Source organism: Flavobacterium sp. MMS24-S5 (assembly GCF_050320125.1).
Lineage (GTDB): Bacteria > Bacteroidota > Bacteroidia > Flavobacteriales > Flavobacteriaceae > Flavobacterium > Flavobacterium tyrosinilyticum.
Window position 1 is genome coordinate 54,062 of the sequence record NZ_CP190016.1, and the last position, 26,809, is coordinate 80,870.

The window sequence follows — 26,809 nt, forward strand, 5'->3', positions numbered from 1 at the left end:
AAATTACAAGCAATGAAAATTAAAACCACAATAGCCATACTACTTCTGTGTAGTGTCACAATAAAAGCGCAGGAAATTAATGTCAAGATTAATGGAGGCTCATCAGGAATTCTTTATGATAGCACTTTTGGAGATGGCAAACTCAAATTTGGCGGAGGAATAGGTGTCGGTTACACCTATTTCTTCAGCAGCCATTGGGGAATTTCGACAGGAATTGATGCAATGTACAATCAGAATAGTTTTGAACTAAAAAACGGTACAACAATTTCGACTTACGAAGTTGATGACCAGACTTCTGCATTTGAGTATCAAGTAACGCCAACAAACTATAAAGAAGATCAGCATTTCATTTCTGTTGCAGTTCCGCTTATGATGCAGTACAGAACATCAATTGCATCTCAAACACAACTTTATTTTGGATTTGGAGGAAAAATTCTGTTTCCAGGAAAACAAACGGCAAAAGCTTCTGCATCAGAATTGCAATTGAGCGGTTACTATCCTGATATGAATCTTTTGGTTGATGATCTGCCTTCTCACGGATTTGGAAAAGTAACCAATTGGCAGGATAAAGCAACCGTAAGCTTAGATCCTTCTTTTCTTTTAAGTGTTGAAACAGGTCTTACTTTCAAACTAAAAGAGAATACACAGCTTTACACTGGCGTATATGTAGACTATGGTTTGACAGAAATGGCCAAAGAAAATGCAAATCTTAATATTGTTGCATACAACCCTAATGGATTGGATAACATTCAAGCAAATGGTACTAGTGGCAATAGAAAAATTGTTCAAGAAAGCCGTTACTTCTCTGCAGGTGTTCAACTGAAATTAGGTTTTATGCTAAATAAAAACAAGCCAGAACCAGTAGCCGTACAACAAAAAGAAGAAGTGGTAACTAAAACTGAAGCGCCTGTTCAAGAAAAAGCGCCTGTGCAACAAAAAGTGGTTGAAACTCCACCAGCTAAAAAGGAACTTACTACAACAGAGCGCACATACGTTGAAAAACCGCTTGCTTTCCAAGAAGTCGGAAACACCGATGTAACGCCACAATTGGCTACAAGATTGGATGAAATTGCAAAAATTCTAAAATCAAATAAAGACATAGATCTTAATATTACAGGATATACTTGTGATATAGGAACGGAAGCACGCAATCTTGAAATTGGAATGAAAAGAGCGCAAGCAGTTTCAGATTATTTACAGAATAAAGGAATTGAACCTAATCGCATGCATTTATTTTCGAAAGGTGAAAGCGAACCTTTGGTTCCAAATACTCCAGTAGAAAATAGACCGCTGAATAGAAGAGTAACTCTAACATTAGTAGATAGATAAATTCTGAAAATCTATAATTTTAAAAAGCATGAAAAGAACTTCCTTTTCATGCTTTTTTTTTGATAAAATTCAAAAGCTAACAATTATCATATTTTATTCTCCTCTTTAAAACGTTCTTTGTCTTAATTAAAACTATACCAATTACTTAACCAATCGTTTACAACGTATTAATTGTTTTGTCATGCACATTGATACTGACTTACTTTATACTTGGGGAGCTGTAGCCAAAAAGATTCCTAAGAACTCCATTATCTTCTTCGAAAATGATGTTGCCATTTCTTACTATCAAATTTTAGAAGGGACGGTAAAAATGAGCTATACCAACGAAGATGGCAAAGATTTAACGGTTGGTATTTTTAATGAAGGTAATAGTTTTGGCGAACCACCGCTTTTTATCGGACAGCCCTACCCTGCTTCTGCAATTGCGCAAACCGATTGTGTTATTCTAAAATTATCCAAAACAAACTTTTTTTCTTTTCTTGAAGAAAATCCAGAAATGCAATTTAAAATCCTAAAATTGTTTGCATGGAAAATCTATAACAAAATTGTTTTTTCTAAAAATATAGTCAATCAGAAACCCGAATATCGCATTCAGTATTTTTTAGATAATTTAAAAAAGCAACAAAATATTACCTCTTCCATGAAAATGAAAATTCCGTACACGAGACAAGAAATTGCAGATTTTACCGGCCTTAGAGTAGAAACCGTCATACGCACCATATCACTCATGAATAAAAACAAAAAAATTGAAATTGTCGATCATAAGCTATTTTATTAATTTTATCTGTTATGATTTGAATCATACTAAAAAAGCTTGATTTTTTCTTTTTTTGCTTTAGGTTAAAAGAATTATTAATTCACTTCTAATATCTTTAAAAATAAAAACGGGAACCTTTTTGAAGTTCCCGTTTTTGTATTAAGAAATAACTTTGTTCATCATCCAATTCGAAATATTTTCTGCTCTTGATTTTATTTCATCCGCTTTTTCTCCTTCAAACCAATCATCTACCGTTTTTTTCCATAGTTTGGTCCAATGTTTAAAATGAGCTTCTGTGAGCGTACTTTTCTGATCTAGCACTCTATGTTTCAACATCGGGTTTCCATCAAAATTTCCGGTATGAAAAAGAATGTTATCCCAGAAATCATACATAATCGGAAGATGTTTTTCCCAATTTACCATAGCTATTTCTGTAAACAAATAACCTATAGTTGAGTCTGTTTTTACTTGCAAATAAAAAGCATCAACCAATACCGCTATATCTTCTTTATTTCTAATATCTGTTTTCATATTTTCTTAATTCTGAATAAATAACAAAACATTTAAAGATCCTTACGTTCAAATTTTCTAATAGAAATTACAAACGGAACAGCAATCCATAAAATGAGCAGTAAAAAAGAAATCAATAAGCCAATAGCTGTTCCAAAAAAATCTTTAAAAATAGCTCCTGTATATCCCATCATGGCAGATTGATCTAAATGCAGCAATATTTGAATTCTCGCTAAATCTATCGGACTAGAAGCGGTTATAGCTACCATAGCTTCTTCTATTGGGTATTCTGCAAACTGAAACAAAAGAAACAATACCAATGCATCAAACAGAATGGCAAAATACATCCAGAATAAAATGGCCAACCCTATTCCTTTGGCTTTATCTCGAGTTAAAATACAGCTTAAAAAAGCTAGAGACACAAAAACAATAGAAATTAAACTTCCCGACAAAAGCATCATCAATCCTGCCATATCAGGCGCATTAATCAAAAGCGGAATTCCTGCACCAAGAAAAAAAGCTAAAAACATTGCAATGGATAGTCCAGCAAACAAACTAATCCAAATCTTTTTTCTTTTAATAGGCTGACTCAATAAAAGCTCTATAAATTCTGAGCTATTGTAAATATAGATAGTCGAAAAAAGTATGGATACCAACGGAACTGTAAATAAAATTACATTCAAAATCGTTAGTAAACCTTTGGCTGTATTATCTTCAAGCATAAAAGATCCCCAAGAAAGCAATGCCAGAATTAAGGCATAACTCACAATAATCTTATTTTTAAGAATATCTAATAATATAATTTTAATTATTCTGTTCATGCTGTTTCTCTTTTAATATAGTAGCAATAGATTTCGAAATTTTAGTTTCGCCAGTTGATTCCAAAAGATCTGTAATCGTTTTATGAAAATGTACTTTTCCGTCCTGCATAAAAATAATCTGGGTAATCATATCGTCCAATTCACTCAACAAATGTGAAGTAATCAAGATTAGCTTTCCTTTGTTTTTCTCTTTTATGATTTTTTCTTTCAGAATTTCTGCCGCCAACGGATTTAGTCCTGCTGTGGGTTCATCTAGAATTAAAACATCGGGATTAAAAAGAAAAGCCAATGTTGCACTTACCTTTTGCGTTGTTCCTCCAGAAAGCGTTCTCATTTGCTTCTCACTCATTTTATCGAGCTTAAAAGCTTTTATCAAATCTTCATCCAATTGATCTTTAGAATTTCTAATCTGCTTGATCATTTCTATAATCTGAGCAATGGTCATATGATCAGGATAACGGCCAATTTGCGGCATATAACCAATTCTTTTTCGGTATTCAAACTTCTTTAAAATAGATTCGTCATGCAGCAAAATGTCGCCACTGTCGGGTAAAACCATTCCTAAAACAGATTTTATTAAAGTGGTTTTTCCACAGCCATTCGGACCAATTAAAGCGATGCATTCTCCGGCTTTAAACTCGAGGTTTACATCTTGCAAAACCTGTAGTCTTCCAAATTTTTTATTTATATTTTTTAACGTAATCATAATAAAAGAGATTTTATTTCGGGAGATTCATCAACAAAATTATCAGGCGTTATACTCGGCAGGATTTTCTCTGATTTGTCTAAAAGCGTAACCATAAAACTTCGAAACAAAAGCATCGCCGACGGATTATTCTCGGTAATTACAGCAAAAAGGCTTAGCGGATGAAAAGGCACATCGCCAATACCATCCCGGTTCAAATCATAGCCTTCATATTTATCCCAGTAATTATTATTGAAATGATTTAAAACTAAACTACCGTTTGTGCTGATATCGAAAGTATTCGAAAGAAAATTATTAAACGAGATCACATTTTCCATACAACTTGCCTGAACTTTCATTCCCCAGCCATTATCCTTAAAAATATTCCGTTCCAATTTTACACGGCTCGTCCCTTCCATATAAATTCCTGAAGTGTTGCGGATAAATTTATTTCCATTTATATAACTATCCGAAATTTCTTTAAGCAGCAAGCCGTAAGCCGCATCTCCCCAATTCTCCTCGAAATAATTGTTGAACATTTTTACATTTTTGGTAAACATTACTGCTACTCCTGCTCCATTATTTTTAAAGACATTTGAAATATAGGCATCATCATTAGAAAACATAAAATGAAGACCGTAACGTATATTGGCTTTAGAAACATTTCGCCAGATTACAGAATTAGAAACAAATTCAAAATAAATTCCGTCGCGATGACCAGAAATTCTATTTCCTATAATCTGCATACTCTCGCTTTTCCAGCAATGAATTCCGTTTCCAATACGCTGTTCTTCCTTTTGGTAGGCTTTTATAGTATTGTTTTTCACAATGCAGTTAATACCTTTTTGAACATAAATTCCAAAAAAATTATTCTCTAGAAAATTGTCTTCTACGACAACTCCTGTTTTGTTGTATATTTTAATTCCACAGGGATCATTCAGGGAGGCATACCCTGAATTGATAACTTTAAATCCAGAAAAAATTACGCTATCGGCTTTAATAGAAACTACTTCATATTTTCTTTGTCCGTCTAGAATTGGCCAGTCTTTTCCCTGCAGAATTACTTTTTTATCTACAATTATATTGCCTTCGCGGTAAACTCCTTTATTTACTATAATGGTATCACCAGATTTTGCGAGTTCGATCGCCTTTTTAATGGTTTTAATCGACTTGTCTCGCCCTACTTCAATCTTCTGAGACCAAAGACAGTTTAAAAAAAATAAGAGTGAAAGACAAAAATGTAGCTTCATGATTTTATATTTTAATTTAAGACCGTATTTTACTTATTCAAAATTGCTGTCCATTCTTTTTCCTCTCCTTTTGATTGTGCTTCAAATGCTTTGGCTTCACTTTTATTTGTAAAAGCGGCTGTATTACCATTCATTGGACTTTTTATCGTTCCACCCCAAACAAAAAAAGCGCTTTCAGCAGGAATCAATTCGTTGTTTTTTGTATAATCATGCACGTAGTATGCCTTAATCTTAGTGTTTGCATTGTCTCTGCAGTAATGTGACATACACGCAATATCATCAAACTTGTAAACTCTCCCTTTTTCTGTAATAATTTCTGCGCCATGTCTTCCATCACTAATTCCCATCATACAAAAATCGCAGTTGTCAACATTTAGTTTAATAGGAACAGGTTTGTCGCTAGAGCATGAAAAAAGAAAAACAGGAACCAGCAAAATGCCCAAGAGCCGACCAGATGGTTTAGCATACTTTTCTTTTACAATAGCAGCAAAAAGCAGTATTCCAACTGCAATAAGCATGCACCCTCCTAGATCGGGAATTGAATAGGCGCCAAAGTTTAACAATTGCTTATACCCCAACATTGGAGGCTGATAGGCCATTCCAGGGACTCTAATCGCAGCATTCGGATCAAGATTATGTCCATATTCATAATTCCATCTATAGAAATCGCAGGCAGACAATATTCCAAACAGCACAAAAGAAAAGAAGAATACAAAAAGTCCTTTTCTATTTGCTTTCCATGCACATAGTATCGAAATAGCGCCTAATCCAGCTAAAATAAATGGTAGAACTTTAAACTCAATAAAATCTTCTGTATGCAACGTTTTCATTCCGATATAATGGTTCAACCCGTTGATAATGTCAACATCCCCGGCAATTTTAGAGGCGTGAAGTTTTAAGGCCAAACCTTCAGGATATTGTGGCGCCGTAAGCTCTATTCTCCAGATCGGAAAAAATATAGCCCCAATCAATAGAAGTCCAGACAAGAAGAGCGCAATTTTGGAAAAAGCGGTTATTTTTTTATATCTCATAATAATTCAAAATAAAAGGGAACAAAGAATACTTTGTTCCCTTATGGTTACTGGCTATTCTTTTGGTAGATTGGTACCTACACTATAAGTAATTGGAACATTACTTCCTGCTGGTGAAACTCTCACATAACCTTGCATTTCTTGGTGCAGTGCACTACAGAAATCGGTACAATAAAATGGGAAAATTCCTTTTTTCTGAGGAACCCATTTTAATGTTAAGGTTTCTCCTGGCATAATAAGCAACTCGGCAGTATTAGCTCCTTTAATTGCAAATCCATGAGGCACGTCCCAGTCTTGTTCTAAATTCGTAACATGGAAATAAACTTCGTCGCCCACACGAATTCCTTCGATATTATCTGGTGCAAAGTGAGAACGAATACAAGTCATATAAATGTGTACTTTATTACCTTCTCTCACTACCTTAGTTTCTTTTTCTCCTTTAGTAGCATAAGCATGGTTATTCTCTGCAATTTTGTAATACTTCAACTGTCCGTTATTAATCACTTTTTCTGCGGGAATACCTTGTGCATAGTGTGGCTCGCCAATTGTTGGATAATCTAGAAGCAATTTCATTTTATCTCCACTGATATCAAATAACTGAGCACTTTGTGCCAATTCTGGACCAGTTGGCAAGAAACGGTCTTTCGTAATTTTATTGTAAACCACCATATATTTTCCAAATGGCTTTTCTGTATTTCCACCAGGAATCATTAAGTGTCCTGGAGAATAATAAGTTGCTTTTCTGTCTAAAACTTTTAAATCTTTGATATTCCATTTAACCACTTCAGACGAAACAAACATTGTAGTGTAAGCATTTCCTTTTCCGTCAAACTCTGTATGTAAAGGCCCTAAACCTGGTTTTTGAACTTCTCCATGAAGAGCAGCTTCGTATTTCACAACTGGAATTCCAGCATAATTGCCATCAAATTGTTTTTTAGCAATAGCATCTTTCAATTTTGTAAAACTGAATACAGGAATTAAAGCCGCTAATTTTCCACTACCTACAATATATTCACCTGTAGGATCAATATCGCAACCATGAGGCGATTTCGGACAAGGAATCATATAACAGATATCTTTAAGCTCAGAAGCATCAAGAGTAAGAACTTCATTTTTAATCTCAGATTTAGCAGTTTGAGTTTTTTCATCCCAAGTATTGTGAGCATATTTTGCAGGAATTCGTTTTCCTTTTCCCGCTTTAATATATTCCTCTGCTTTTTTCCAGTTTACCGCCATGATAAAATCTTTATCATTTTTAGAAGCATTAACCTCCAATAAAGTATTAGCTTGTTCTGTATTATAGCAAGAAAAGAAAAACCATCCATGAGATTCTTTTTTACCAGGGTGGCTAAGGTCAAAATTTACACCTGGAGCTACAATTTGAAAAGCAAGATCCAATTCTCCTTCTTTTCCAACTTTTACAAAACTCAGATATCCTTTAAAATTTTTCTTGTAAGTATTAATTGGAACATCTCCATTATCATTATCAGCAGGAACGCTGAAACGGCTTGCTCCTACTACATACTCTGTGTTTTGGGTAATAAAAGGAGAAGAGTGATTTCCTCCACAGTTTGGAAGTTCAATAATTTCTGCTGTCTTGAACGTTTTCAAATCAATACGTGCAATACGTGGCGTATTATTGGCATTGGCAAAAATCCATCTTCCATCAACTTCTCCATTGGTTTGTGACAAATCCAAGTGATGCTGATCATCCCAAGGCACATAACCATGCGAAGTATTCAACATAGGTTTTGTTTCTTCGCTGTACCCGTAACCACTTTGCGGATCTTCAGAAAACACCGGCATCACTCGTAACAATCTTCCGCTTGGAAGTCCGTAAACACTGACCTGACCGCTAAAGCCACCCGATACAAAGTTGTAGAATTCATCATATTTTCCGGGTGCTACATATACTTTTTGGGCTGCATCGCCTTCAACAGCATCTGTAGAATCTTTTGGTTTGCACGAAACAAATAAAGCACACCCTAACATAACAACGAAAATCGATTTTAAAAATTTATTTTTCATAAGGCTATTATTTTGATTTTGATTCCTTTCATTTATTTCACGCCATCATTCTGGCGCATATACTCCAGAATAGATCTTGCTTCATCTTCTGTTAACCCTTGATTAGGCATACGAATCATGCAAAGCTCTAATTGCGCCTGCAATTCTGGATCTTTATCAATCATTGGATCTGGATTGGTAATAAAATTCATGATCCATTGAGGAGTTCTTCTTTCTGTTACCCCTTTCCATCCTGGGCCAACTAATTTTTCATCTGTTGGTTTATGACATGAGGTACATTTTACTTCGGCAGTTTTAAGTCCTTTTTCAGCTAATGCTTTATCTAAAGAGGCGCCTAATTCAACGGTTTCATATTTCCCGATACCTCGTTTAGGATCATAAGATTCTGCGTCAGCTGTTTTCTCAGCTGGAGATGGAGTAGAAAAATCCTGATCGGTGTTTGACTTTTCTTTCCCGCATGATGTGAGCAGGGCAAAACCAAACATTGTTAATAGGAATAATTTGTTCATTACTTTGTTTTTTAATTGTTAAACTTTTGATCAAAATTCTAAAACTTGTTTTTCACAAAGTATGATTACAATCATATCCTCAAAAAAAAGTTCATAATACCTTCGTATTCTCAAAAAACAGATAATGAAGTTTTGCATTTACATATTTTTATTTGCAGTGGTATTTCGTCCAGCATTTCCGTTTCTGGATTATGTGGTCAACTACCATTACATTGCAACTGAATTATGCGAAAACAAAAATGCCCCAGAATTACACTGTAATGGAAAATGTCATTTAAAAAAAGAGCTGGCAAAAAACTATAAAAATGATACACCAGCTTCTAACGAAAAGAAAAGTGAAACAGCAGAAACTTTACTTTTATTTATTGTAAAAATCCCCGTTTTTAATTTTGATGAGAACTGCATTTCTCATTTCGTAGTAAATACATTTTACAGCAACTTATATTCACATTTGGAAGCTGTCAACATCTTCCGTCCTCCTATTTTCATTTGATTTTATTTGATTCCTTTTCTCTTCCGAATTTTCTCGGCAGACCTTTTATTATCATTATTTAAATCATAATCTCATGAAAATTTTAAAATACACAGCCATTTTATTTTTAGCAATCACCTTTTTCTCTTGCTCTTCTGACGACGATTCTTCTTCAACTCCAGTTGATGAAACAAGTGGACTTCATAAAATACAGGAAATCTCAAATGACACTCATACAATAGAATTATTCTCTTCAACAGGTTCTTTAGTTCAAGGTTATAATCATGTTTCTCTTAGAATAAAAGACAAGAAAACCAATACTTATATTCCAGATGCCGAAATCAGCTGGACACCGTTAATGCATATGGCTATGATGCAGCATTCTTGCCCTAGATCTGAGGTGGTAAAAATCGAACCAAAGAAGAGTATTCGAAGGAGATATCATATTCCAAATGGCTCAAAACGAAACAGAATATTGGGAACTAAGCATTACATACAAAATTAATGGCGCAAGCTACACCGCAACTGATAAAATAAATGTTCCTGCATCTTCAAAACGAACTGTAAGCTCTTTTAAAGGAAGCGACGGAAGCAATTATATAATTGCCTATATCGCACCATCTTCTCCAAAAGTGGCACTGATTGATATGACAGTGGGTATTTATAAAATGAAGGATATGATGACTTTTCCACTCGCTAATAATTTAAAAATCAAAATCAATCCAAGAATGCCAAGTATGGGAAATCATGGTTCTCCTAATAATACTGATTTAATGCAACGTGATGATTATGATGCTCTTTATACAGGAACACTTTCTCTAACTATGACAGGATATTGGAAAATAAATCTTCAGGTTTTAAATGCTAGTCATGAAATTCTAAAAGGAGAAGCGGTTACAACAGACAATCCGTCAAGCAGTCTTTATTTTGAAATTGAGTTTTAGATCTAAAAAACAACAAGAAAGAGACAAAAAACAATTTGTCTCTTTCTATTAAAGTATGAAATGATGAAAAATCTAACAGCAACCTTCTTGGCTGTATTTTCAACAATATGCTGGGCGCAGGAAAAAACAAATGACAGTCTTGAAACCGTAAAACTTAACGAAATAATTGTCATTGGAAGTAAACCTTCTTTACATCTAAAACAATCAAAATCATTGACTTCTGTAGAAGAATATCTCTCAAAATCATCAAAAGTAAATATGATCAAAAGAGGAGCCTATGCTTGGGAACCAGTTATAAATAACATGGCTACAGAACGCACCGTGATTACGATTGACGGAATGCGCATATTTGGCGCGTGTACCGACAAAATGGATCCAATTACTTCTTATGTTGAGGTTTCAAATTTAGCCGAAGCCGCCGTTGCATCTGGACAGCAGGCAAGCTGTCACGGCGCAGGAATTGGCGGGTCGGTCGATTTAAAACGTAATCTCTTTAATGATAAAAATACAGGTTGGAACGGCAGTTTAAATTCTGGTTTTGAGAGTAATAATCTTCAAAAAATTATAGGAGCATCTTTAGGATACAATAATTCTCGTTTTTACACCCATATCGATTTTATGCATCGTGATGCCGATAATTATAAAGCAGGCGGTAATAAAGAAGTCAACTTTTCTCAATTTACCAAATACAATATTTCTGCTAGTGCAGGTTATTTTATAAACCAACAAAACCTTTTAGAAGCCTCTGCAATTTATGACAAAGCCAATAATGTTGGCTATCCAGCACTTCCTATGGATGTTTCTTTGGCTGAAGCTAAAATTGTATCTCTAACTTATAAATACTTGCCAAAATCTAATTTCGTAACCAATTGGGAAACAAAAGGATATTTTAATTCTATAACGCACAAAATGGATGACACCAAAAGACCTAGCGTACCCATACATATGGATATGCCAGGCTGGTCTGATACGTACGGCTATTACTCAAAAATTAAAGGAAAATTTGAAAAGCATAGTTTTCTAGCTGACTTAAACGGATTTTACAATAAATCGATTGCCGAGATGACAATGTATCCTTCAGATCCCAAAGAAAATCTGATGTTTATGTATACATGGCCCGATGTCAGAACTTTTTACAACGGATTGTCTTTAGAAGATAATATTAAAATTTCTGAAAATGATCAGCTAAGAATTGGTGCTAATCTCGGATTTCAAAACAATACCGTAGCGAATGATTTCGGATTAGCGAGTCTCCGCATTTTTTATCCGGAAATGGATGCTTCAAAAAACCGTTTCTTAAAAAGTTTTGCAGCAAATTATACCAAAAAAAACAACATGTTTGAGTTCGGATTTGGTTTGGCTTACGCCGAAAGAGCACCTTCTGTATCTGAAGGCTACGGATTTTATCTCTACAACAGCAGTGATTTTTATGATTATATCGGAAATCCAAATCTAAAAAATGAAAATGCTCTTGAAGGAAACTTTTCTATTGGTTATAAAACATCGCAATTAACCGCAAAAATTACAGGTTCTTATTTCTATTTTTCTAATTATATAATAGGTAAAATCGACCCGAATACGCTTCCTATGACTATTGGCGCTTCTGGAGTAAAAAGATATGAAGCTATAGATAATGCCAAAATATTGAATACCGACTTTAATCTGACTTACGACTTTTTAGAAAATTGGCAATTCAAATCACAACTTACTTATAGCACAGGAAAAGATAATGATGGAAACAATTTGCCCTTTATAAGTCCGATCAAATACAGCGTTGGAATCGACTTCAAGAAAGAAAATTTTAATGCTGGAATTAGTGCTTTAGGAAATCTGGCTCAAAATGAATTTGCCCAAACTTACGGACAAACCAAAACGCCAGACTATCTCATTTTTGGACTTAACGCTGGATATGCTTTTCATTGGAATCAAAACATATTGAAACTGCAAAGTGGTATTGAAAATATATTGGATCGATATTACACCACTTATGCCGACTGGAATAAAATTGCGCGAATGGCCAGCAACATTTTCATCAATCTTACTTTCAATTTCCATTAAAAATGAAATTATAAAGGTTAACATATAAAAACAAAAATTAAACAGTATGATTAGAATCATGTTTTGAAAAAAATGATGATAATATATTTACCCTATTAAAATTATGTATTAAAATATATTTTGATACAAGCTTAAAAAATAAATCCCCAACAGCTTTATAGGTTAGAGAAGCCGAAAACACAAAGAATAAAAAATGAACAAGAATTTTTTAGTACAGGAGATCATCCGATTGAAAAAAGAAAAAAATGCCGTTATCCTGGCTCATTATTATCAAGATGAGAATATTCAGGAAATAGCAGATTTTATTGGAGACAGTCTTGAATTGGCTAAAAAAGCTCAAAACACAAATGCTGATATTATCGTTTTTGCAGGAGTTCATTTTATGGCAGAGACGGCAAAAATTTTAAATCCAAATAAAAAAGTAATCCTACCCGATTGGAATGCTGGCTGCTCTCTTGCAGATGGCTGTCCTCCGGAAGATTTTAAATTGTTTAAAGAACAGCATCCCGATCACATTGTGGTCACTTACATTAACTGTTCTGCAGAAATTAAAGCCATGAGCGATTTAGTTTGCACATCGGCAAATGCCAAAAAGATAATCGAATCTATTCCGGCAGAACAAAAAATAATATTTGCTCCAGATGAAAATTTAGGCAAATATCTTCAAAAAGAAACCAAGCGCGAACTTGTCTTATGGAAAGGCTCATGCGTTGTGCACGAAGCCTTTTCATTAGACAAATTAATAGAGATATATAACAAAAATCCGACTGCAAAAATTGCAGCTCACCCGGAATCTGAAAGTCATATTTTAAAAGCAGCACATTTTATTGGCTCAACTTCGGGAATTATTAATTTCATTAAAACGGATCCTGCTGCCGTTTTCATTGTGGCCACAGAAGCCGGTATCTTGCATGAGCTTACAAAAGCGGTACCTGATAAAACGTTGATTCCGGCTCCTACCACAGAAGACAACAGCTGTGCTTGTAGCGAATGTGCTTTTATGAAAATGAATACACTCGAAAAATTGTATTTGTGCCTTAAAAATGAAAGACCAGAAATGCTGATTAAAGATGAGCTGAGAATAGAAGCATTAAAGCCTATCAAAAGAATGCTTGAATTATCATAAAAAACGCAATAACCTTAAATCAAAATAACATGCTTAAAACAGATATACTTATAATCGGTTCTGGTATTTCGGGATTATTTTTTGCCATGAAAATAGCAAAAAAACGTCCAGATTTATCTATTGTTATAATGACGAAAGAAACAGCCAAAAATACCAATACACAGCTCGCTCAAGGCGGTATTGCTGTAGTTACAGATCATTTAAAAGACAGTTTCAACAAACACATACATGATACGCTTCGTTCTGGAGGTGGTTTGTGCGATAAAGAAATTGTTAATATGGTGATTACGCAAGCTCCAGAAAGACTTCAGGAATTAATTGAAATTGGAACTTCTTTTGACAAAGATGAAAAAGGCCAATGGAATCTAGGTTTAGAAGGAGGACATTCACAACACAGAATATTACATCATAAAGACAGCTCCGGACAGGAAATTGAGAGTAAACTACTCAAGATTATTAAGAAGATGCCCAATATTGAACTCTTAGAGAATCATATGGTCATTGATATCAATACCGAAACAAAAAAAGCTAAAACTACTTGTACCGGAGTCTTCTTTTATGAAAAAAAATACAATCGCATCAAATACATGAGAACTCGTACTATTGTTATGAGTACAGGCGGATGCGGACAGCTTTTTGAAAATACAACAAATCCGAAAATTGCAACGGGAGACGGACTTGCAATGGCAGCACGCGCGGGAGCAGAAATTGCAGATATGGAATACATGCAGTTTCATCCAACCGCTTTATTTACAGGAAAAGAAAATCCGTTGTTTTTGATTTCGGAAGCTGTTAGGGGCTTTGGCGCTCACATTGTAAATGATGAAGGAAAAAGGTTTTTATTTAAATATGATATCCGAGGCGAATTGTCTACACGAGATATGGTTTCAACTGCCATTAGTAAAGAACTTCAAGCGAGCGGAAAAAAACATGTTTATCTAGACTGTAGACATTTAGATCCAAAAGCTTTTTCAAATCAATTTCCTGTGATCACAGCACATTGCAATGAGTTGGGAATTTACCCTGAAAAAGATTTAATTCCCGTTGTTCCTGCGGCGCATTATCAATGTGGCGGTATTCGAGTAGACAAAAATGGAGTGACGACAATAAAAAACCTTTACGCCATTGGGGAATGCGCTAGAACAGGTCTTCATGGTAAAAACCGTCTGGCATCAAATTCTCTTCTTGAAGGTCTAGTCTTTGCTCATCAGGCTTCAGAAAACGTAGACAGAACTATTGCCGAATTTCTTTTTTCATCCCAAATATTAATTCCGAAGTTTCCAAAGGCGCATCAAATCGACGATTACCTTGCTTTTGAAATACTTAAAAAAGAATTGCAAAAACTGGTGACCGCATTCTATACAAGCGAAGAACGCGATGCCGAATTGGCTTTTGAAAAAATAAAAGAGCTTCATAATTATGCCGTTTCTCTTACAGAAGCACACGAAATTACGATTCCGTTTATCGAATTTTCAAATATGATTGCTGTTTCTTTATTGATAATTAAGCAATGTAAAACTGCAACGAACTAAAAAATATGCTGAAACCAAAATTAATCTATACCCCTAACCATTATGAAATTAACAAGCAAAACAACCATTGGTGAAATCGTAGCAGATGATTTCAAAACAGCAGCCATTTTTACAAAATTCCATATCGACTTTTGCTGCAAAGGATATCGAACAATCGAAGAAGTTTGTAAAAAAAGAGACATACAAGAAAGTGTTCTTATTGAACATATTGAAAAAGCAAGAAGCAGTTCTGCCAATCAGTCTTTTGATTACAAAAGTTGGTCACCCGACATGATTGCAGATTATATAACCAAAACCCATCATAGATATGTAGAAGAAAAATCTCCTGTTATTTTGGAGTATTTAAATAAATTGTGCGGTGTTCACGGTGCGATTCATCCAGAGCTTCATGAGATCCATACTACTTTTTCTAAAACGTATTTGGATCTAACAGCTCATATGAAAAGAGAAGAGTTGGTTGTTTTTCCTTTTATCAAAAAAATGAAAATCGCACACAGTAAAGGTCAAGAACTGGAAACACCGCCTTTTTTATCTATCGAAACTCCAATAATAACATTAAAAGAGGATCATGTAACCGAAGGACAGCGTTTTAAAAGAATTGCGGCATTAACCAATAATTATACACCACCTCTTGACTCATGCAATACTTATAAAGTTGCTTTTCTGATGCTGGAAGAATTTGATAAAGATTTAAAAAAGCATATTCATTTGGAGAATAATATCTTGTTTCCAAAAGCAATTGAACTTGAAAAAACATTTGAAAAAGTGTCTTAAATTAAAAAAATACCATGGAAAAATATGTAATCAAACGCAACGGAGATTATAAGCCTTTTGAAGCTTATAAAATTCAGGATGCCATTCAGAAAGCCTTTCAAAGCGTCAATCAGCCTATAGACAAGAGAATTTTTAAAAACGTTCTTTCTGGTCTTGAGGTAAAGTTTTCGTGGCCTGTAGAAGAAATTCAGGACATGATAGAAAGAGCGCTTTTTGAAAATGGATATTTCCAGGCCATGCGTTCGTTTATCATTTATCGTCATACCAGAAAATTACAACGAGAACATATTAATGGTCTAAACGATGACACCACTTATATAGACAGTACACAAACTGTTGAAGAATACATTAATCAATCCGATTGGAGAATTAATGCCAATGCCAATATTTCGTATTCAAACGCTGGCTTAGTCAGCAATACCGCAGGAAAAGTTATTGCCAATTATTGGCTCGATAAAATATACAATAAAGAAGAAGGTTCTGCTCATAGGAATGGCGACATACACATCCATGATTTGGATTGTCTTACCGGATACTGCGCTGGTTGGAGCTTACGTGTGCTATTAAATGAAGGTTTTAATGGCGTGCGTGGCCGTGTCGAGAGCAGACCTCCTTCTCATTTTAGAGAAGCATTGGGGCAAATGGCAAATTTCTTAGGGATTTTGCAAAGCGAATGGGCAGGCGCTCAGGCTTTCAGTTCTTTTGACACCTATTTGGCTCCTTATGTTTTTAAAGATCAGCTTTCTTATGAAGAAGTTTTAAAAGGAATTAGAAGTTTTGTTTACAACCTAAATGTGCCTGCACGTTGGGGACAATCGCCTTTTACGAACATTACTTTGGATTGGAATGTTCCAGAAGATTTAAAAGAACAGATTCCGACAAGAAATGATCAGCATTTGTTTTTGAAGGTTACTGATGAAAACTTGATTTCGGAAGCCAAAAACAGAGGTGCTCAAAAATTGATAGACTTAAAATATGGAGATTTTCAGAAGGAAATGAATCTTATTAATAAAGCCTATTATACCATTATGACCGAAGGAGATGCAAACGGACAGCCGTTTACGTTCCCAATTCCAACCGTAAATATTACAGAAGATTTTGACTGGCAAGGAGAAAATGTCGATTTATTATTTGAAAATACAGCTAAAATAGGTTCCTCTTATTTCCAGAATTTTATTGGAAGTCAATATATTTTGGATGAAAATGGAAACCGAATTGAAAACCCAGAAGCTTACAAACCAAATGCCGTACGAAGTATGTGCTGCCGATTACAGCTCGATTTAAGAGAATTGTTAAAACGCGGAAATGGCCTTTTTGGTAGTGCTGAAATGACGGGAAGCATTGGTGTTGTAACTATAAACATGGCGCGTTTAGGATATCTGCATAAAGGAAATATCCTTAGTTTATTTGAACATTTAGACGAATTGCTTAAAATAGCCAAATCGACTTTAGAGAAAAAAAGAATCTTTATTCAGCAAATGTACGACCGTGGACTTTACCCTTACACGCAGCGCTATCTGAAACATTTTAGAAATCATTTTTCTACCATTGGTGTAAACGGAATGAACGAAATGGTGCTCAACTTTTCTGAAGGGAAACAAAATATAACGGACACCTCAGGAATACATTTCGCTACAGAAATCCTAGATCATATTCGCTTGCGAATGAAGGAATTTCAAGAAGAAACTGGAAATCTCTATAATCTAGAGGCAACACCAGCCGAAGGAACAACATATCGTTTTGCAAAAGAAGATAAAAAGCGTTTTCCAGAGATTTTACAAGCGGGTCAAAACGAAAATATTTACTATACCAATAGTTCACAAATTCCGGTCGATCATACCGATGATCCTTTTGAAGCTTTATTGCTTCAAGACGAATTGCAATGCAAATATACTGGAGGTACAGTTTTGCATCTTTATATGAGAGAAAAAATAAGCAGTCCTGCAGCTTGTAAAAACTTCGTGAAGAAAGTTTTAACTGGCTTTAAACTGCCATACATAACCGTAACACCAATTTTTAGCATCTGCCCTATTCATGGCTATCTAAACGGAGAACATGAATATTGTCCAAAATGTGACGAAATTTTACTCAATAAAAACAATCAAAAACACTTGGCTTATGAAAACGAAAACGCTTAAAATTCTAGAAGAAAAAAAATCCCAAAGAAGCAAATGTTTGGTTTATACACGTGTAATGGGATATCACAGACCTGTAGAAAGTTTTAATATTGGAAAAAAAGGTGAACACCAACAACGTACCCATTTCGAAGAAAGCATTATCTATTAAAGGAATATTTAGCCTCACGCCTTTTACTTTATTAGATTATCCGCATAAAACAGCCTGCATAGTGTGGTTTGCGGGCTGTAACATGCGGTGTTTGTACTGCTACAATCCAGACATTGTTTTAGGTAAAGGAAAGATTGATTTTAATGAAGTTCTTTCTTTTTTAAAAACTAGAAAAGGACTGTTAGACGGTGTTGTATTAAGCGGTGGCGAATGCACTTTACATAAAAAAATAATTGATTTTATAAAAGAAATCAAAGCAATGGGATTTGAGGTTAAAATAGATACCAACGGTTCCAATCCAAAAATATTAAATAGCCTGATTCGTGATCAATTAATTGATTATGTCGCGTTAGATTATAAAAGTCTTCCTCATACCTTTAAAAAACTAACGCAATCAGGCTTATTTTCAGAATTTGATGAAAGTTTAGAGCTTTTGATTCAATCGAATATTCCGTTTGAAATTCGTACCACTTTTCATTCTTCTTTAATTAAAGAAAATAATTTTGTGAAGATGATTGAATATTTAGAAACAAAGAATTTTGAAGGAAATTATTATATACAGCATTTTATGAATAATGTGCCAACACTTTCAAAACTAGACGATTCAAGTAAAGAAATACAACTTAAGAACTTCTCCACTCCAAAAATAAAAGTTATTTTTAGAGATTAATAACTCAAAATGAATACGTTATGGCTTTACATCATTTTGTACTTATAATTCATCTATTGGCGGCGACAATTTGGGTTGGCGGACATTTACTTTTGGCTATTTGTTATCTTCCAACAGCGTTGAAGAAAAAAGATCTGGAGATTATTTTAAATTTTGAAAAGAAATTTGAAGCACTCGGAATGTCTTCTCTTGCCTTACTAATTATTACAGGAATCTGGATGGCCTATGATTTTGGCGTAACAGCCGAAACCTGGTTTCATTTCTCGAGCGGATTTGAAAAAGTAGTTTCCATAAAACTGATTTTACTTTTCTGCACTTTTATCTGTGCCGTTTGCGCTCAATTTTTTGTTATTCCGAATCTTAATAAAAACAATATTTATAGAATTGCCATAATTATTCTTACGGTTACTTCAATAGGAGTTGCAATGCTGGTTTTAGGATCGACACTGCGTTATGGCGGAATTTAATTAACTCAACTAACTGATTTTTAATGCAAACGCAATCTCGATTTTTGGGGATTGCGTTTTTTACTTTATAACATATTATTACGACATCATACCTACAAGTATAGGCCGAATGCCGTCAATAGTATATTGGCTAGTGCATAAGGAATAGTATAACCTAAAACGGGAAATTTGCTCCCTGATGCATCTTGAACCGCTTTTAATCCAATTGTTGAGGTTCCAGCACCTGTTTGAGCGCCAAGTAATATTAATGGGTTTATTTTTAATACATATCTTCCAAAATACAGTCCGATGATATGAGGAATTAAGGCAACCGCTACACCAGCTAATAAAATACCAAATCCAGTTTCTTTAAGACCTGAAATAAAACTTGAACCAGCAGCTAGACCCACAAGTCCTATAAATGCTGCAAGACCAACATTGTCAAATATCCACAAGGCGGGTTCTGGAATTCTGCCAAAAACCGGAGTTCTTGAATGCAGCCAACCAAAAATTAATCCCATTACCAATGCACCGCCACTTGTTGTTAACGTTACCGAAACTCCAAATAAGGTTACCGAAAGCAAACCTAAAAGTCCACCAAGGACAATACCCAAGCCAACAAAAATAATATCGGTCTCGGGGCTTAAACGATCCAGATAACCTATTTCTTTTGCTGCTGCTTCTAGTTTTGCTGGCCTGCCTGAAAGATTCAAAATATCACCTCTATTTAAAACCGTCTTCGATTCAAGCGGTATCTCATGATTCTCTCTGGTTATTTTGTTTAGCATTAATCCATGATAAAAACTGCTTTTTCGAAGAAGCTTTACTGTCATTCCTTCGACAGCCTTATTCGTAATCGTAACATCTAAATGTGCTAGTGGGAAATTTAGCAATTCTTCGTCCAAGACTTCTTGTCGCAATAGAAAAGAGGCTGTCCAAAATGATTCCATGCTGTGCCATAATAACCATTACATCATCTTTTTGAATTATAGTATCGGGGTTGGGATCTAGCAATTGATCTTTATGGCGTATCCTCTGGATCACAATATTCTTGTTAGAAATTAATCTTTCAAACTCGCTTATACTGATTCCTGTCCATTTCTCATTGGTTATTCTGTAAGCACGAATAATCCATCTCTGATAGGCACTTTTCATTCCTGGACCATATTCAGTTTCTCCTGAAATGGTTTCAGCCAATTTATCGCTTTCCTTAACTAAATCAATACCAAGCAATTTTGGAGCAATTCCAGTTAGAAAAAAAACAAAAGATGCTGCTCCTACGAGATAAGTTACAGAATAAGCTACTGGAATATTATTGATTAATCTGCTTTTTTCTGCATCAGCAAGATTTAAGTGGCTAATGGCATCTGACGCGGTACCAATTACAGTGGATTCAGAGAACGCTCCTGCTAATAATCCGGCTGCTGTTCCAACATCATATCCTAAAAAAGTAGAGACAGAATATGCCACTAATAGGCACGATAAACAAATTACCAAGGTGAGCAGTAATTGCGGAAATGCATTTTTTTTAAAACCTTGAAAAAATTGAGGCCAACTTTATATCCTGTAGAAAACAGGAAAAAGTCAAAGAAAATAGTTTTTACAATATCTGGAATTTCAATATCCAACTGGCCAATTAACACTCCAGCAAACAAAGTTCCTAATACGACACCAATTTTAAATGTACCTATCTTAATACGCCCTATTAAGAATCCAAGAGCTAAGCATAAGAAAAGTGCCAGTTCAGGATGTGCTCGAAGTATAGCTGTAACCATATTGCCTTTTTTTTATATAAATTTAATTAAAAAAAGAAAGCAACGCATTATATTTCAATCATTTACAAGCAATTAATTATAACCACATTATAATAAACAGAAAAATAAAAGTGGCGGATATAAAAACTAACTCTTAAATAATTTTTCATCCAAATAAACAAACCTGTCTGGCCGGCTTCATCTTCGTTGGAAAAAACAGAAAACTAAAAAATCTAAAACCAACTGGCAAGCAGCTTGAATTAGAAACAATATAAAAAACAGCCCGAAGGCTGTTTTAATTTTTATAAGATATCGCCATAAACATCTGATTTTCTACAAATATTAGAGGGAGTATTTGCTTTTGGATTTCCTTCCCAAGACCTCAATTATCTTCATTTAAAAATCATCCTCAATCAATTCATTTATGAAATATTCCAAATTTTGCCTATCATACACCTTAGGATAATGATATCCATTAATAAAAAGTGTAGGCGTTAATTGGAAATGGTTATTTTGGCACCAGATGAACTGTTTGGCAAATAATTCATCGATTTTCAAAATATCAAAATCTATTTTATATTTCTGTAGCCATTCGCCAATATTTTTCTCTTCAAACCAATTGGCTAATGCTTCGCTATAAGCCTCTTGTCCCTTTTCCAGATAAATTGCCATCAGGCTCCTTAACAGCAGTTTTTTCTCATCCCTTTCTTTTCCAATATCAATCCCCATCAGCACATTGATTTTTACTTTTTCTCCATGAAGCTTCAAAATTTTAGCCAATAATGCATCGGCATCCTTACAGTAGCCACAAAAAGGATTTGTGATTATGGTTATTTGGACTTTACTGTTTGCATTTCCAAGCTGGATTGGACTTTGAAGCATATCTAATTTTGATCTAGATAACAAGACAATCTTAAAAATTTTATAGTTGCGTATAAATCTCGTCGCTTTAAAATTCATGTCTTTCAGCTCATTATGCTTTGCCAACATCTGTTTGAGCAGTGACCAAATAAATGATATAGCCAGAAATAGGAATGCAAATATTAAAATAGATCTGGGCGAAATGCCTACACTGTTTTCAAGAAATATTTCGACATACAAGAGCTCTGCCAATAAAGTAAATATTATTGCCAAGCATATCGGGCACCATTTTTTTTCAACTATTTTTTGATAATAAAGCGATAGGACAATGATCGGTATAGTACAATAGAGTAATGCTTTTTGAATTATAAAAAAATCATTTGAATTTCCAGCAAGTATCAATACAAAGAGGCCTATAAACTGAGACGCAAAAAACACGATGCTTAAACTGCTGAAATTTAAAAATTTGAATAATTTCCATTTATCTGAGTTAAGTATAGCCTCACAGCTTGTGTCGTTTGAAATATTGCAGAATTTTGCAATTAATGCGCTCTTTGTACCAAACAGATCTTTTAGTGCCGCAATTGAAAACAAAAAGCCGATTATCGGGAAAATGGCAAAAATCTTTGTCGTAAGGCTTTCATCAGCATTGAAATATAGGATGCCAAGCAAAATTAAAGATAAAGAGGGCAAAATGAATGGATAATTATTCTTAGATCCTGTTTCAATTTCATTAGTCTTTTCCGCCAATAAAACAGTCCCGCCCCATCTTTGCTGCAAAAGCTCTCTATCATATTCGACTATTTTTTTTCCTTTATATGTGAAATAGGAAGTTTCTTTCCTTTCAATAAAATAGGGCGTCTTTTTACCATTGTCATTTTTTAGAACGGCAATAAATCTATCGGGCAAAATTTCAATATCATCGAAATCAATATTTATAGCAAAATTTTCTATAGAGAAAAAATTTAAAGTATCCGATATAGCCAGTAAAGTAGGGTAATCAGGATGCGACTGCACCTGAAATGAAAATTCAGATTTATCAATGGGTAGTTCTTCTTTTTCTAAATACTGAAAAAGATAAGTGAAATTTTCGGTCATATATTAAGCTCTTAATCTAAATGTTTTAGAAATTTTATTCTTTGTCAAAAGTTTTTTCAAGTATTTTTTTTAATTCCATTTTATTTTCATCTCCACTGCCTTTCCATCGTCCAATTATTTCGCCCCGTTTGTTAATTAGAATCTTAACAGGAATTGCTGTCACAAGATAATTATCTTCAATTTTTGTCTGATTTTCAGCAACGGATATATGCTTCCATAAACCAATTTTTTCATCGGCGATTGCTTTCCTCCATGAATTTAAATTCTTATCTCTGGATATGCTGATAATTTCAAATCCTTTATCTTTATATTTCTCATATGCATCTTTAAGAAAAGGCAGATCATCCCTGCAAGGCTCGCACCAGCTGGCCCAGAAATCTATCAGAACATATTTTTTATCCCGAAAGGTTGCCAGAGGGATCACCTCTCCATTATAATCTTTTAATATAAAATCAGGAGCAATGCTTCCCACCTTACTGTTTCTAAAATCGGAAATCCTTTTAAAAAGCCTCACTCCCGATGGAGATTCTTTTACTTCTTTTGACAGTCCATCAGCAAGAGAAATAATAGTTTCATAATTTAAAAGCCCTTCTTTCTTAGCCAATCTGTAATAAAGTAAAGAGGGAGCTATAAACGAAGACGGATTCTGCCTGATAAAATTAAAATCCATCTCCATCTCTGTGATTTTATTTTGATCTGACAGTTTTTCCAAAATTTCCAATTGATGTTCCAGTTCCAATTTAATCTGCGGGTCTGAGGCGACAGTGATCCTGTCAAAATACGATCTTATAAGCAATGAGATAGAATCTCTTTTACTATATATGCCGTTTTTTACTTTTTGAAGTTGGGAATATTCGTCTTGTGTTTTACTGCCCTTTACCTCTGCTGTTGAAAAATCATAAAAATCCAACTTTATTTCCATTACGGCTGGATCAAGGAACAATTCTGTCGAATTGCTTCTGCTCATACTAAACTCTCGATTATTGCATAAAGTGGCTCTTGTGGGATAATCGATATTTCCTTTCAAAATAAATTTGTTATTATCTATTTTAGCCGAGTCATAGATTCTTTTGTCGCCAACTTCGTAAACCAGATAGATCTTATCAATACTTAATCCTTTACCTGCACCCCTTAGTTCGAATGCAGTTCTATTGCCTAATTTCTGGGCAGATAGAGAAATGGAAACTAAAAAAAGAAGAAGAGCCGTTTTGAATATTTTTTTTGTGTTTTCTAAACAGCTAATTTCAGAACAGTTTAACAAGGAGATTTTTTTTAAATAATGCATTGGCTTATCTATTTAAAGAAGCAGGAATGACAATTCCTGCATTTCTATTTTTTAATATCAGTAAAGGAATTGCATGCAATTCCTTTACTTTGTTAACTAGGATTGGATAATCTTAGCAGTCGCACTTTCCGTTTCTGCAGTAGTCGCAGTATCCATCACAGCCTCCTGCATCGCCTCCGCATTCTTCACCACATTCTTTCGTTGCAGCTCCGCACTCGTCACAGCCTCCAGAAATCATTCTCATTTGATCTCTTTTAAGAGCATTTTCTTTCATGTCTTTAAAACTCATTTTTTTCATGATTTTCATGTTTGTTATAGTTAATAATTAATTGAAAATCTTTCGCAGATCATTACTCTAAAATCTACCACGTGCACTTGGTTTATTTTTTTAGTTATGTGCTATAGATTTACTCTTTTGTTCTTTGTTTCACATGATCGATATCTCCAATTAAGCCGTACTGTTACTATAATCACGATTAATTTCTAACAGTGAGTTGCCATGAGGCAGTCCAAAAAAATCCAACTTCTACTAATTAATCTCAATTATTTTTGTGATTTTTTGTGATTTTTTTTAAATTATATAATAAATTTTGTACATATTAATCTTATAATATACTAATTAACTTGTTAATATATTTTATAATACAGTCTTCTATAAAATTTTGCAAATTGATTTAGATGTATATTAAAATCATAATCACGGTATCATTAATAAAAAATTTGTCAGATTTTATTTCGATGTAAATATATTAATTCTATCAAATTAATCAAATTTAAAACACAATTAATTCAATATTCTATCCAGCCAGAAAAACTAATAATATATTAAAGAAATAAATCAATTTTGAACTTCAGTCCAGCGACATTTTAGGATTTAAATTTCCTCAACAAATTAGGGCGTAAAATAGCAGCGAAACCACAACCCTTACCAATAATTCTATTAATCTTATTTAATCCTTAGAAATAAATTGTCCCTAAATAATCTTCTCATTCCCCCCGTCACCAGTTAAAATCAAAAATAAAATAAGTCTGATAAAAAAGATAAAAATTATAACTAACTAAAAGTACAAGAGGGAACTCAATAATTCCCTCTTGTGATAAAAGCCAAGTTTATGCCATGACTAATTACTTTCTTTGATCTTCTCGATTTTCTCTATCATTTTTTCTGCGTTTCCGTTTGTTCCGCCAAGTTTTATTGCTTTTGCATAGCTGTTTAAGGCCAAATCGTACTGCTTACTAACATAATAGGCTTCACCTAAACTGTCAAACAGATTGGCATTTGCAGAAAACTCTTTTGTTGCCAATTTAAATATCTCTATTGCCCCATTAGTTTTTCCGGCCATTAGTAGTTCATATCCTAATGCATTGAGTTCGCTCGGATTTCCAAAGCTGTATTCCTTCTCAGAATTTTTTTTGAGCAGATAGTATGCCTCGATGCCTTTCTCCGTATCATTAAGCGCTTCCTTTCTGATAGCCAAATGAATAGATTTTTTAGGGATTTCGTATTCCTTTCCTAACATTAGGCTGTGGATGCTGTAGCCTAGATCCCAAACCCTATTCAGATTATTGGACAATAGGATTATCGTTATCTTATTTTTGAAATCGTTTAAGAAAATAGATTCAAATTTATACGATACCCCGTTGTGCCTCTGCAGCTCGTCTTTTTCAAAGTATCTGCCAAGCGATCCGCCTTCGTCGACTGCATATGGGTTTTCTAGGATTGTATAAAAGGATTTCTCGGATATCAGACGGTTGCTATTCATTCCTTCAATCCATTTATAAAGATCATTTGTATCCGTCCAGAGCCATCCGCTAATAAATTCCAATTCTGGACATCTCGCATTATCCAAATCATAACAAGACGTTCTATTTTTATAGCCAGATTTCGGATCAAATACCGAGTTTGTCATTTTCAGTGGTCCAACTATATTTTTAAGAACAAATTCCTGGTATGTCATTCCGGATACCTTTTCAATAATTCGTCTCTGTAAAAACACATTGCTATTGTCATACCTGTAGGCAGTTCCTGGCTCAAACAGCAAACTGTCGCTGTTTCTCAAGATTTTCCAAGCCTCTTCGTCATTTTTAGGCACTATGGGGTCAATTCTGGCAATGCCGCTAGCATAATTGATAAGATGCCTTATCGTAACTTTTTCTGACCATTTCGGCAGTCCCAAATCAAATTTGGAAATCTTGTCATCAAGATTAAGAAGTCCGCGTTCAGCTAAAATCATTATTGAAACGGCATTAAATTCCTTTGCGATCGAACCAATATTGAATATTGAATTGTCGCTTAGGGGAGTCTTCTTGGTTTCATCGGTAAAACCGAATGATTTCTGATAGATAACTTTATTGTTTTTAACGATAAGCACGTTCCCATTAAATAGCCCTCTTTCATAGGACGTTGCCATTAGTGAATCAATTTGGCTGAAAACGGCTGACTGTCGTACGATGGAATTTTGAGGTGTTTTCTTCGCTTCTTTAACGTCACTTAATTTTTGGGCAGAAAGCACATTTGCAGATAGAATGGCTGCCAATAATAAAAACTTGATCTTCATTTTTAATAAATTTTTCGGAGATAGA

General features: G+C 34.3%; 26 protein-coding genes and 1 pseudogene. 13 read left to right on the forward strand and 14 right to left on the reverse strand.

Annotation, left to right across the window (positions count from 1 at the left end):
- The first annotated feature begins 12 nt into the window (after positions 1 to 12).
- Both ACPWTF_RS00255 and ACPWTF_RS00260 read left to right on the forward strand, forming a co-directional pair.
- Positions 13 to 1,329 (forward strand): OmpA family protein, encoded by a 1,317-nt coding sequence (locus ACPWTF_RS00255; protein WP_427873900.1) that lies wholly within the window; start codon positions 13 to 15, stop codon positions 1,327 to 1,329.
- Positions 1,330 to 1,510: 181 nt separating this feature from the next.
- A complete protein-coding gene (locus ACPWTF_RS00260; protein WP_427873901.1) occupies positions 1,511 to 2,107 on the forward strand; it encodes a Crp/Fnr family transcriptional regulator in 597 nt (198 codons plus the stop codon).
- 138 nt (positions 2,108 to 2,245) lie between these two features.
- On the opposite strand, the gene ACPWTF_RS00265 is transcribed toward ACPWTF_RS00260, so the two are convergent.
- The 7 genes from ACPWTF_RS00265 to ACPWTF_RS00295 are packed head-to-tail and all read right to left on the reverse strand — an operon-like array spanning position 2,246 to position 8,920.
- The gene (locus ACPWTF_RS00265; protein ID WP_379800725.1) at positions 2,246 to 2,617 is read right to left on the reverse strand and encodes a group III truncated hemoglobin; all 372 of its coding nucleotides are present in this window, start codon (positions 2,615 to 2,617) and stop codon (positions 2,246 to 2,248) included.
- Between the two features lie 32 nt (positions 2,618 to 2,649).
- Complete coding sequence (locus ACPWTF_RS00270; RefSeq protein WP_427873902.1) at positions 2,650 to 3,417, reverse strand: ABC transporter permease subunit; 768 nt, start codon at positions 3,415 to 3,417, stop codon at positions 2,650 to 2,652.
- Positions 3,401 to 4,123, reverse strand: a complete 723-nt coding sequence (locus ACPWTF_RS00275) for an ABC transporter ATP-binding protein (RefSeq protein ID WP_427873903.1) — start codon at positions 4,121 to 4,123, stop codon at positions 3,401 to 3,403. Before ACPWTF_RS00275 ends, ACPWTF_RS00270 begins: the two co-directional genes overlap by 17 nt.
- Positions 4,120 to 5,352, reverse strand: coding sequence for a nitrous oxide reductase family maturation protein NosD (locus ACPWTF_RS00280; protein ID WP_427873904.1), 1,233 nt, complete (start codon positions 5,350 to 5,352; stop codon positions 4,120 to 4,122). Before ACPWTF_RS00280 ends, ACPWTF_RS00275 begins: the two co-directional genes overlap by 4 nt.
- Before the next feature lie 29 nt (positions 5,353 to 5,381).
- Positions 5,382 to 6,383, reverse strand: coding sequence for a nitrous oxide reductase accessory protein NosL (locus ACPWTF_RS00285; RefSeq protein WP_427873905.1), 1,002 nt, complete (start codon positions 6,381 to 6,383; stop codon positions 5,382 to 5,384).
- A gap of 54 nt (positions 6,384 to 6,437) precedes the next feature.
- Complete coding sequence (nosZ, locus tag ACPWTF_RS00290) at positions 6,438 to 8,411, reverse strand: Sec-dependent nitrous-oxide reductase (protein ID WP_427873906.1); 1,974 nt, start codon at positions 8,409 to 8,411, stop codon at positions 6,438 to 6,440.
- 32 nt (positions 8,412 to 8,443) lie between these two features.
- Complete coding sequence (locus ACPWTF_RS00295; protein WP_427873907.1) at positions 8,444 to 8,920, reverse strand: c-type cytochrome; 477 nt, start codon at positions 8,918 to 8,920, stop codon at positions 8,444 to 8,446.
- A gap of 124 nt (positions 8,921 to 9,044) precedes the next feature.
- Here ACPWTF_RS00295 and ACPWTF_RS00300 point away from each other — a divergent pair, with 124 nt between their 5' ends.
- From ACPWTF_RS00300 to ACPWTF_RS00350, 11 genes are all read left to right on the forward strand, one after another.
- Complete coding sequence (locus ACPWTF_RS00300) at positions 9,045 to 9,413, forward strand: hypothetical protein (RefSeq protein ID WP_427873908.1); 369 nt, start codon at positions 9,045 to 9,047, stop codon at positions 9,411 to 9,413.
- 73 nt (positions 9,414 to 9,486) lie between these two features.
- Entirely contained in the window at positions 9,487 to 9,897 is a 411-nt protein-coding gene (locus ACPWTF_RS00305) for a hypothetical protein (protein WP_427873909.1), read from the forward strand.
- Positions 9,845 to 10,336 carry a hypothetical protein gene (locus ACPWTF_RS00310; RefSeq protein WP_427873910.1) on the forward strand — a complete coding sequence of 164 codons (492 nt, stop codon included), beginning with the start codon at positions 9,845 to 9,847 and terminating at the stop codon, positions 10,334 to 10,336. Before ACPWTF_RS00305 ends, ACPWTF_RS00310 begins: the two co-directional genes overlap by 53 nt.
- A 60-nt stretch (positions 10,337 to 10,396) precedes the next feature.
- Positions 10,397 to 12,394: a TonB-dependent receptor gene (locus ACPWTF_RS00315; protein WP_427873911.1), complete on the forward strand. Its 1,998-nt coding sequence runs from the start codon at positions 10,397 to 10,399 to the stop codon at positions 12,392 to 12,394.
- Positions 12,395 to 12,587: 193 nt separating this feature from the next.
- The gene (nadA, locus tag ACPWTF_RS00320; RefSeq protein WP_427873912.1) at positions 12,588 to 13,520 is read left to right on the forward strand and encodes a quinolinate synthase NadA; all 933 of its coding nucleotides are present in this window, start codon (positions 12,588 to 12,590) and stop codon (positions 13,518 to 13,520) included.
- Positions 13,521 to 13,549: 29 nt separating this feature from the next.
- Positions 13,550 to 15,052, forward strand: a complete 1,503-nt coding sequence (nadB, locus tag ACPWTF_RS00325; protein ID WP_427873913.1) for an L-aspartate oxidase — start codon at positions 13,550 to 13,552, stop codon at positions 15,050 to 15,052.
- A 42-nt stretch (positions 15,053 to 15,094) separates the two neighbouring features.
- A complete protein-coding gene (gene ric, locus ACPWTF_RS00330) occupies positions 15,095 to 15,826 on the forward strand; it encodes an iron-sulfur cluster repair di-iron protein (protein WP_427873914.1) in 732 nt (243 codons plus the stop codon).
- 14 nt (positions 15,827 to 15,840) lie between these two features.
- Entirely contained in the window at positions 15,841 to 17,964 is a 2,124-nt protein-coding gene (locus tag ACPWTF_RS00335; protein WP_427873915.1) for a ribonucleoside triphosphate reductase, read from the forward strand.
- A complete protein-coding gene (nrdD, locus tag ACPWTF_RS00340) occupies positions 17,945 to 18,112 on the forward strand; it encodes an anaerobic ribonucleoside-triphosphate reductase (protein WP_172426906.1) in 168 nt (55 codons plus the stop codon). Before ACPWTF_RS00335 ends, nrdD begins: the two co-directional genes overlap by 20 nt.
- Positions 18,054 to 18,782 (forward strand): anaerobic ribonucleoside-triphosphate reductase activating protein, encoded by a 729-nt coding sequence (locus tag ACPWTF_RS00345; protein ID WP_427873916.1) that lies wholly within the window; start codon positions 18,054 to 18,056, stop codon positions 18,780 to 18,782. Before nrdD ends, ACPWTF_RS00345 begins: the two co-directional genes overlap by 59 nt.
- A gap of 20 nt (positions 18,783 to 18,802) precedes the next feature.
- On the forward strand, positions 18,803 to 19,249 hold the full coding sequence (locus ACPWTF_RS00350; protein ID WP_427873917.1) for a copper resistance protein CopD: 447 nt from the start codon (positions 18,803 to 18,805) through the stop codon (positions 19,247 to 19,249).
- A gap of 92 nt (positions 19,250 to 19,341) precedes the next feature.
- On the opposite strand, the gene ACPWTF_RS00355 is transcribed toward ACPWTF_RS00350, so the two are convergent.
- The 7 genes and pseudogenes from ACPWTF_RS00355 to ACPWTF_RS00385 form a co-directional block, all read right to left on the reverse strand.
- Positions 19,342 to 20,178: a hypothetical protein gene (locus ACPWTF_RS00355; RefSeq protein ID WP_427873918.1), complete on the reverse strand. Its 837-nt coding sequence runs from the start codon at positions 20,176 to 20,178 to the stop codon at positions 19,342 to 19,344.
- Positions 20,075 to 20,383, reverse strand: coding sequence for a TrkA C-terminal domain-containing protein (locus ACPWTF_RS00360; RefSeq protein WP_427875720.1), 309 nt, complete (start codon positions 20,381 to 20,383; stop codon positions 20,075 to 20,077). Before ACPWTF_RS00360 ends, ACPWTF_RS00355 begins: the two co-directional genes overlap by 104 nt.
- A gap of 153 nt (positions 20,384 to 20,536) precedes the next feature.
- Positions 20,537 to 21,003: pseudogene (locus ACPWTF_RS00365) on the reverse strand (aspartate-alanine antiporter); the annotation flags it as partial.
- A 375-nt stretch (positions 21,004 to 21,378) separates the two neighbouring features.
- Positions 21,379 to 22,941: a vitamin K epoxide reductase family protein gene (locus ACPWTF_RS00370; protein ID WP_427873919.1), complete on the reverse strand. Its 1,563-nt coding sequence runs from the start codon at positions 22,939 to 22,941 to the stop codon at positions 21,379 to 21,381.
- Positions 22,942 to 22,975: 34 nt separating this feature from the next.
- Complete coding sequence (locus ACPWTF_RS00375; RefSeq protein WP_427873920.1) at positions 22,976 to 24,226, reverse strand: thioredoxin-like domain-containing protein; 1,251 nt, start codon at positions 24,224 to 24,226, stop codon at positions 22,976 to 22,978.
- Positions 24,227 to 24,338: 112 nt separating this feature from the next.
- The gene (locus ACPWTF_RS00380; protein ID WP_141248145.1) at positions 24,339 to 24,524 is read right to left on the reverse strand and encodes a hypothetical protein; all 186 of its coding nucleotides are present in this window, start codon (positions 24,522 to 24,524) and stop codon (positions 24,339 to 24,341) included.
- Positions 24,525 to 25,347: 823 nt separating this feature from the next.
- Entirely contained in the window at positions 25,348 to 26,784 is a 1,437-nt protein-coding gene (locus ACPWTF_RS00385; protein ID WP_427873921.1) for a serine hydrolase, read from the reverse strand.
- Positions 26,785 to 26,809: the final 25 nt, after the last annotated feature.

Coding starts and splice junctions, on each gene's coding strand:
- ACPWTF_RS00255 (WP_427873900.1), top strand. CDS start 13: ATGAAAATTAAAACCACAATAGCCATACTACTTCTGTGTAGTGTCACA.
- ACPWTF_RS00260 (WP_427873901.1), top strand. CDS start 1,511: ATGCACATTGATACTGACTTACTTTATACTTGGGGAGCTGTAGCCAAA.
- ACPWTF_RS00265 (WP_379800725.1), bottom strand. CDS start 2,617: ATGAAAACAGATATTAGAAATAAAGAAGATATAGCGGTATTGGTTGAT.
- ACPWTF_RS00270 (WP_427873902.1), bottom strand. CDS start 3,417: ATGAACAGAATAATTAAAATTATATTATTAGATATTCTTAAAAATAAG.
- ACPWTF_RS00275 (WP_427873903.1), bottom strand. CDS start 4,123: ATGATTACGTTAAAAAATATAAATAAAAAATTTGGAAGACTACAGGTT.
- ACPWTF_RS00280 (WP_427873904.1), bottom strand. CDS start 5,352: ATGAAGCTACATTTTTGTCTTTCACTCTTATTTTTTTTAAACTGTCTT.
- ACPWTF_RS00285 (WP_427873905.1), bottom strand. CDS start 6,383: ATGAGATATAAAAAAATAACCGCTTTTTCCAAAATTGCGCTCTTCTTG.
- nosZ (WP_427873906.1), bottom strand. CDS start 8,411: ATGAAAAATAAATTTTTAAAATCGATTTTCGTTGTTATGTTAGGGTGT.
- ACPWTF_RS00295 (WP_427873907.1), bottom strand. CDS start 8,920: ATGAACAAATTATTCCTATTAACAATGTTTGGTTTTGCCCTGCTCACA.
- ACPWTF_RS00300 (WP_427873908.1), top strand. CDS start 9,045: ATGAAGTTTTGCATTTACATATTTTTATTTGCAGTGGTATTTCGTCCA.
- ACPWTF_RS00305 (WP_427873909.1), top strand. CDS start 9,487: ATGAAAATTTTAAAATACACAGCCATTTTATTTTTAGCAATCACCTTT.
- ACPWTF_RS00310 (WP_427873910.1), top strand. CDS start 9,845: ATGGCTCAAAACGAAACAGAATATTGGGAACTAAGCATTACATACAAA.
- ACPWTF_RS00315 (WP_427873911.1), top strand. CDS start 10,397: ATGATGAAAAATCTAACAGCAACCTTCTTGGCTGTATTTTCAACAATA.
- nadA (WP_427873912.1), top strand. CDS start 12,588: ATGAACAAGAATTTTTTAGTACAGGAGATCATCCGATTGAAAAAAGAA.
- nadB (WP_427873913.1), top strand. CDS start 13,550: ATGCTTAAAACAGATATACTTATAATCGGTTCTGGTATTTCGGGATTA.
- ric (WP_427873914.1), top strand. CDS start 15,095: ATGAAATTAACAAGCAAAACAACCATTGGTGAAATCGTAGCAGATGAT.
- ACPWTF_RS00335 (WP_427873915.1), top strand. CDS start 15,841: ATGGAAAAATATGTAATCAAACGCAACGGAGATTATAAGCCTTTTGAA.
- nrdD (WP_172426906.1), top strand. CDS start 17,945: ATGAAAACGAAAACGCTTAAAATTCTAGAAGAAAAAAAATCCCAAAGA.
- ACPWTF_RS00350 (WP_427873917.1), top strand. CDS start 18,803: ATGGCTTTACATCATTTTGTACTTATAATTCATCTATTGGCGGCGACA.
- ACPWTF_RS00355 (WP_427873918.1), bottom strand. CDS start 20,178: ATGGAATCATTTTGGACAGCCTCTTTTCTATTGCGACAAGAAGTCTTG.
- ACPWTF_RS00360 (WP_427875720.1), bottom strand. CDS start 20,383: ATGAAAAGTGCCTATCAGAGATGGATTATTCGTGCTTACAGAATAACC.
- ACPWTF_RS00370 (WP_427873919.1), bottom strand. CDS start 22,941: ATGACCGAAAATTTCACTTATCTTTTTCAGTATTTAGAAAAAGAAGAA.
- ACPWTF_RS00375 (WP_427873920.1), bottom strand. CDS start 24,226: ATGCATTATTTAAAAAAAATCTCCTTGTTAAACTGTTCTGAAATTAGC.
- ACPWTF_RS00380 (WP_141248145.1), bottom strand. CDS start 24,524: ATGAAAAAAATGAGTTTTAAAGACATGAAAGAAAATGCTCTTAAAAGA.
- ACPWTF_RS00385 (WP_427873921.1), bottom strand. CDS start 26,784: ATGAAGATCAAGTTTTTATTATTGGCAGCCATTCTATCTGCAAATGTG.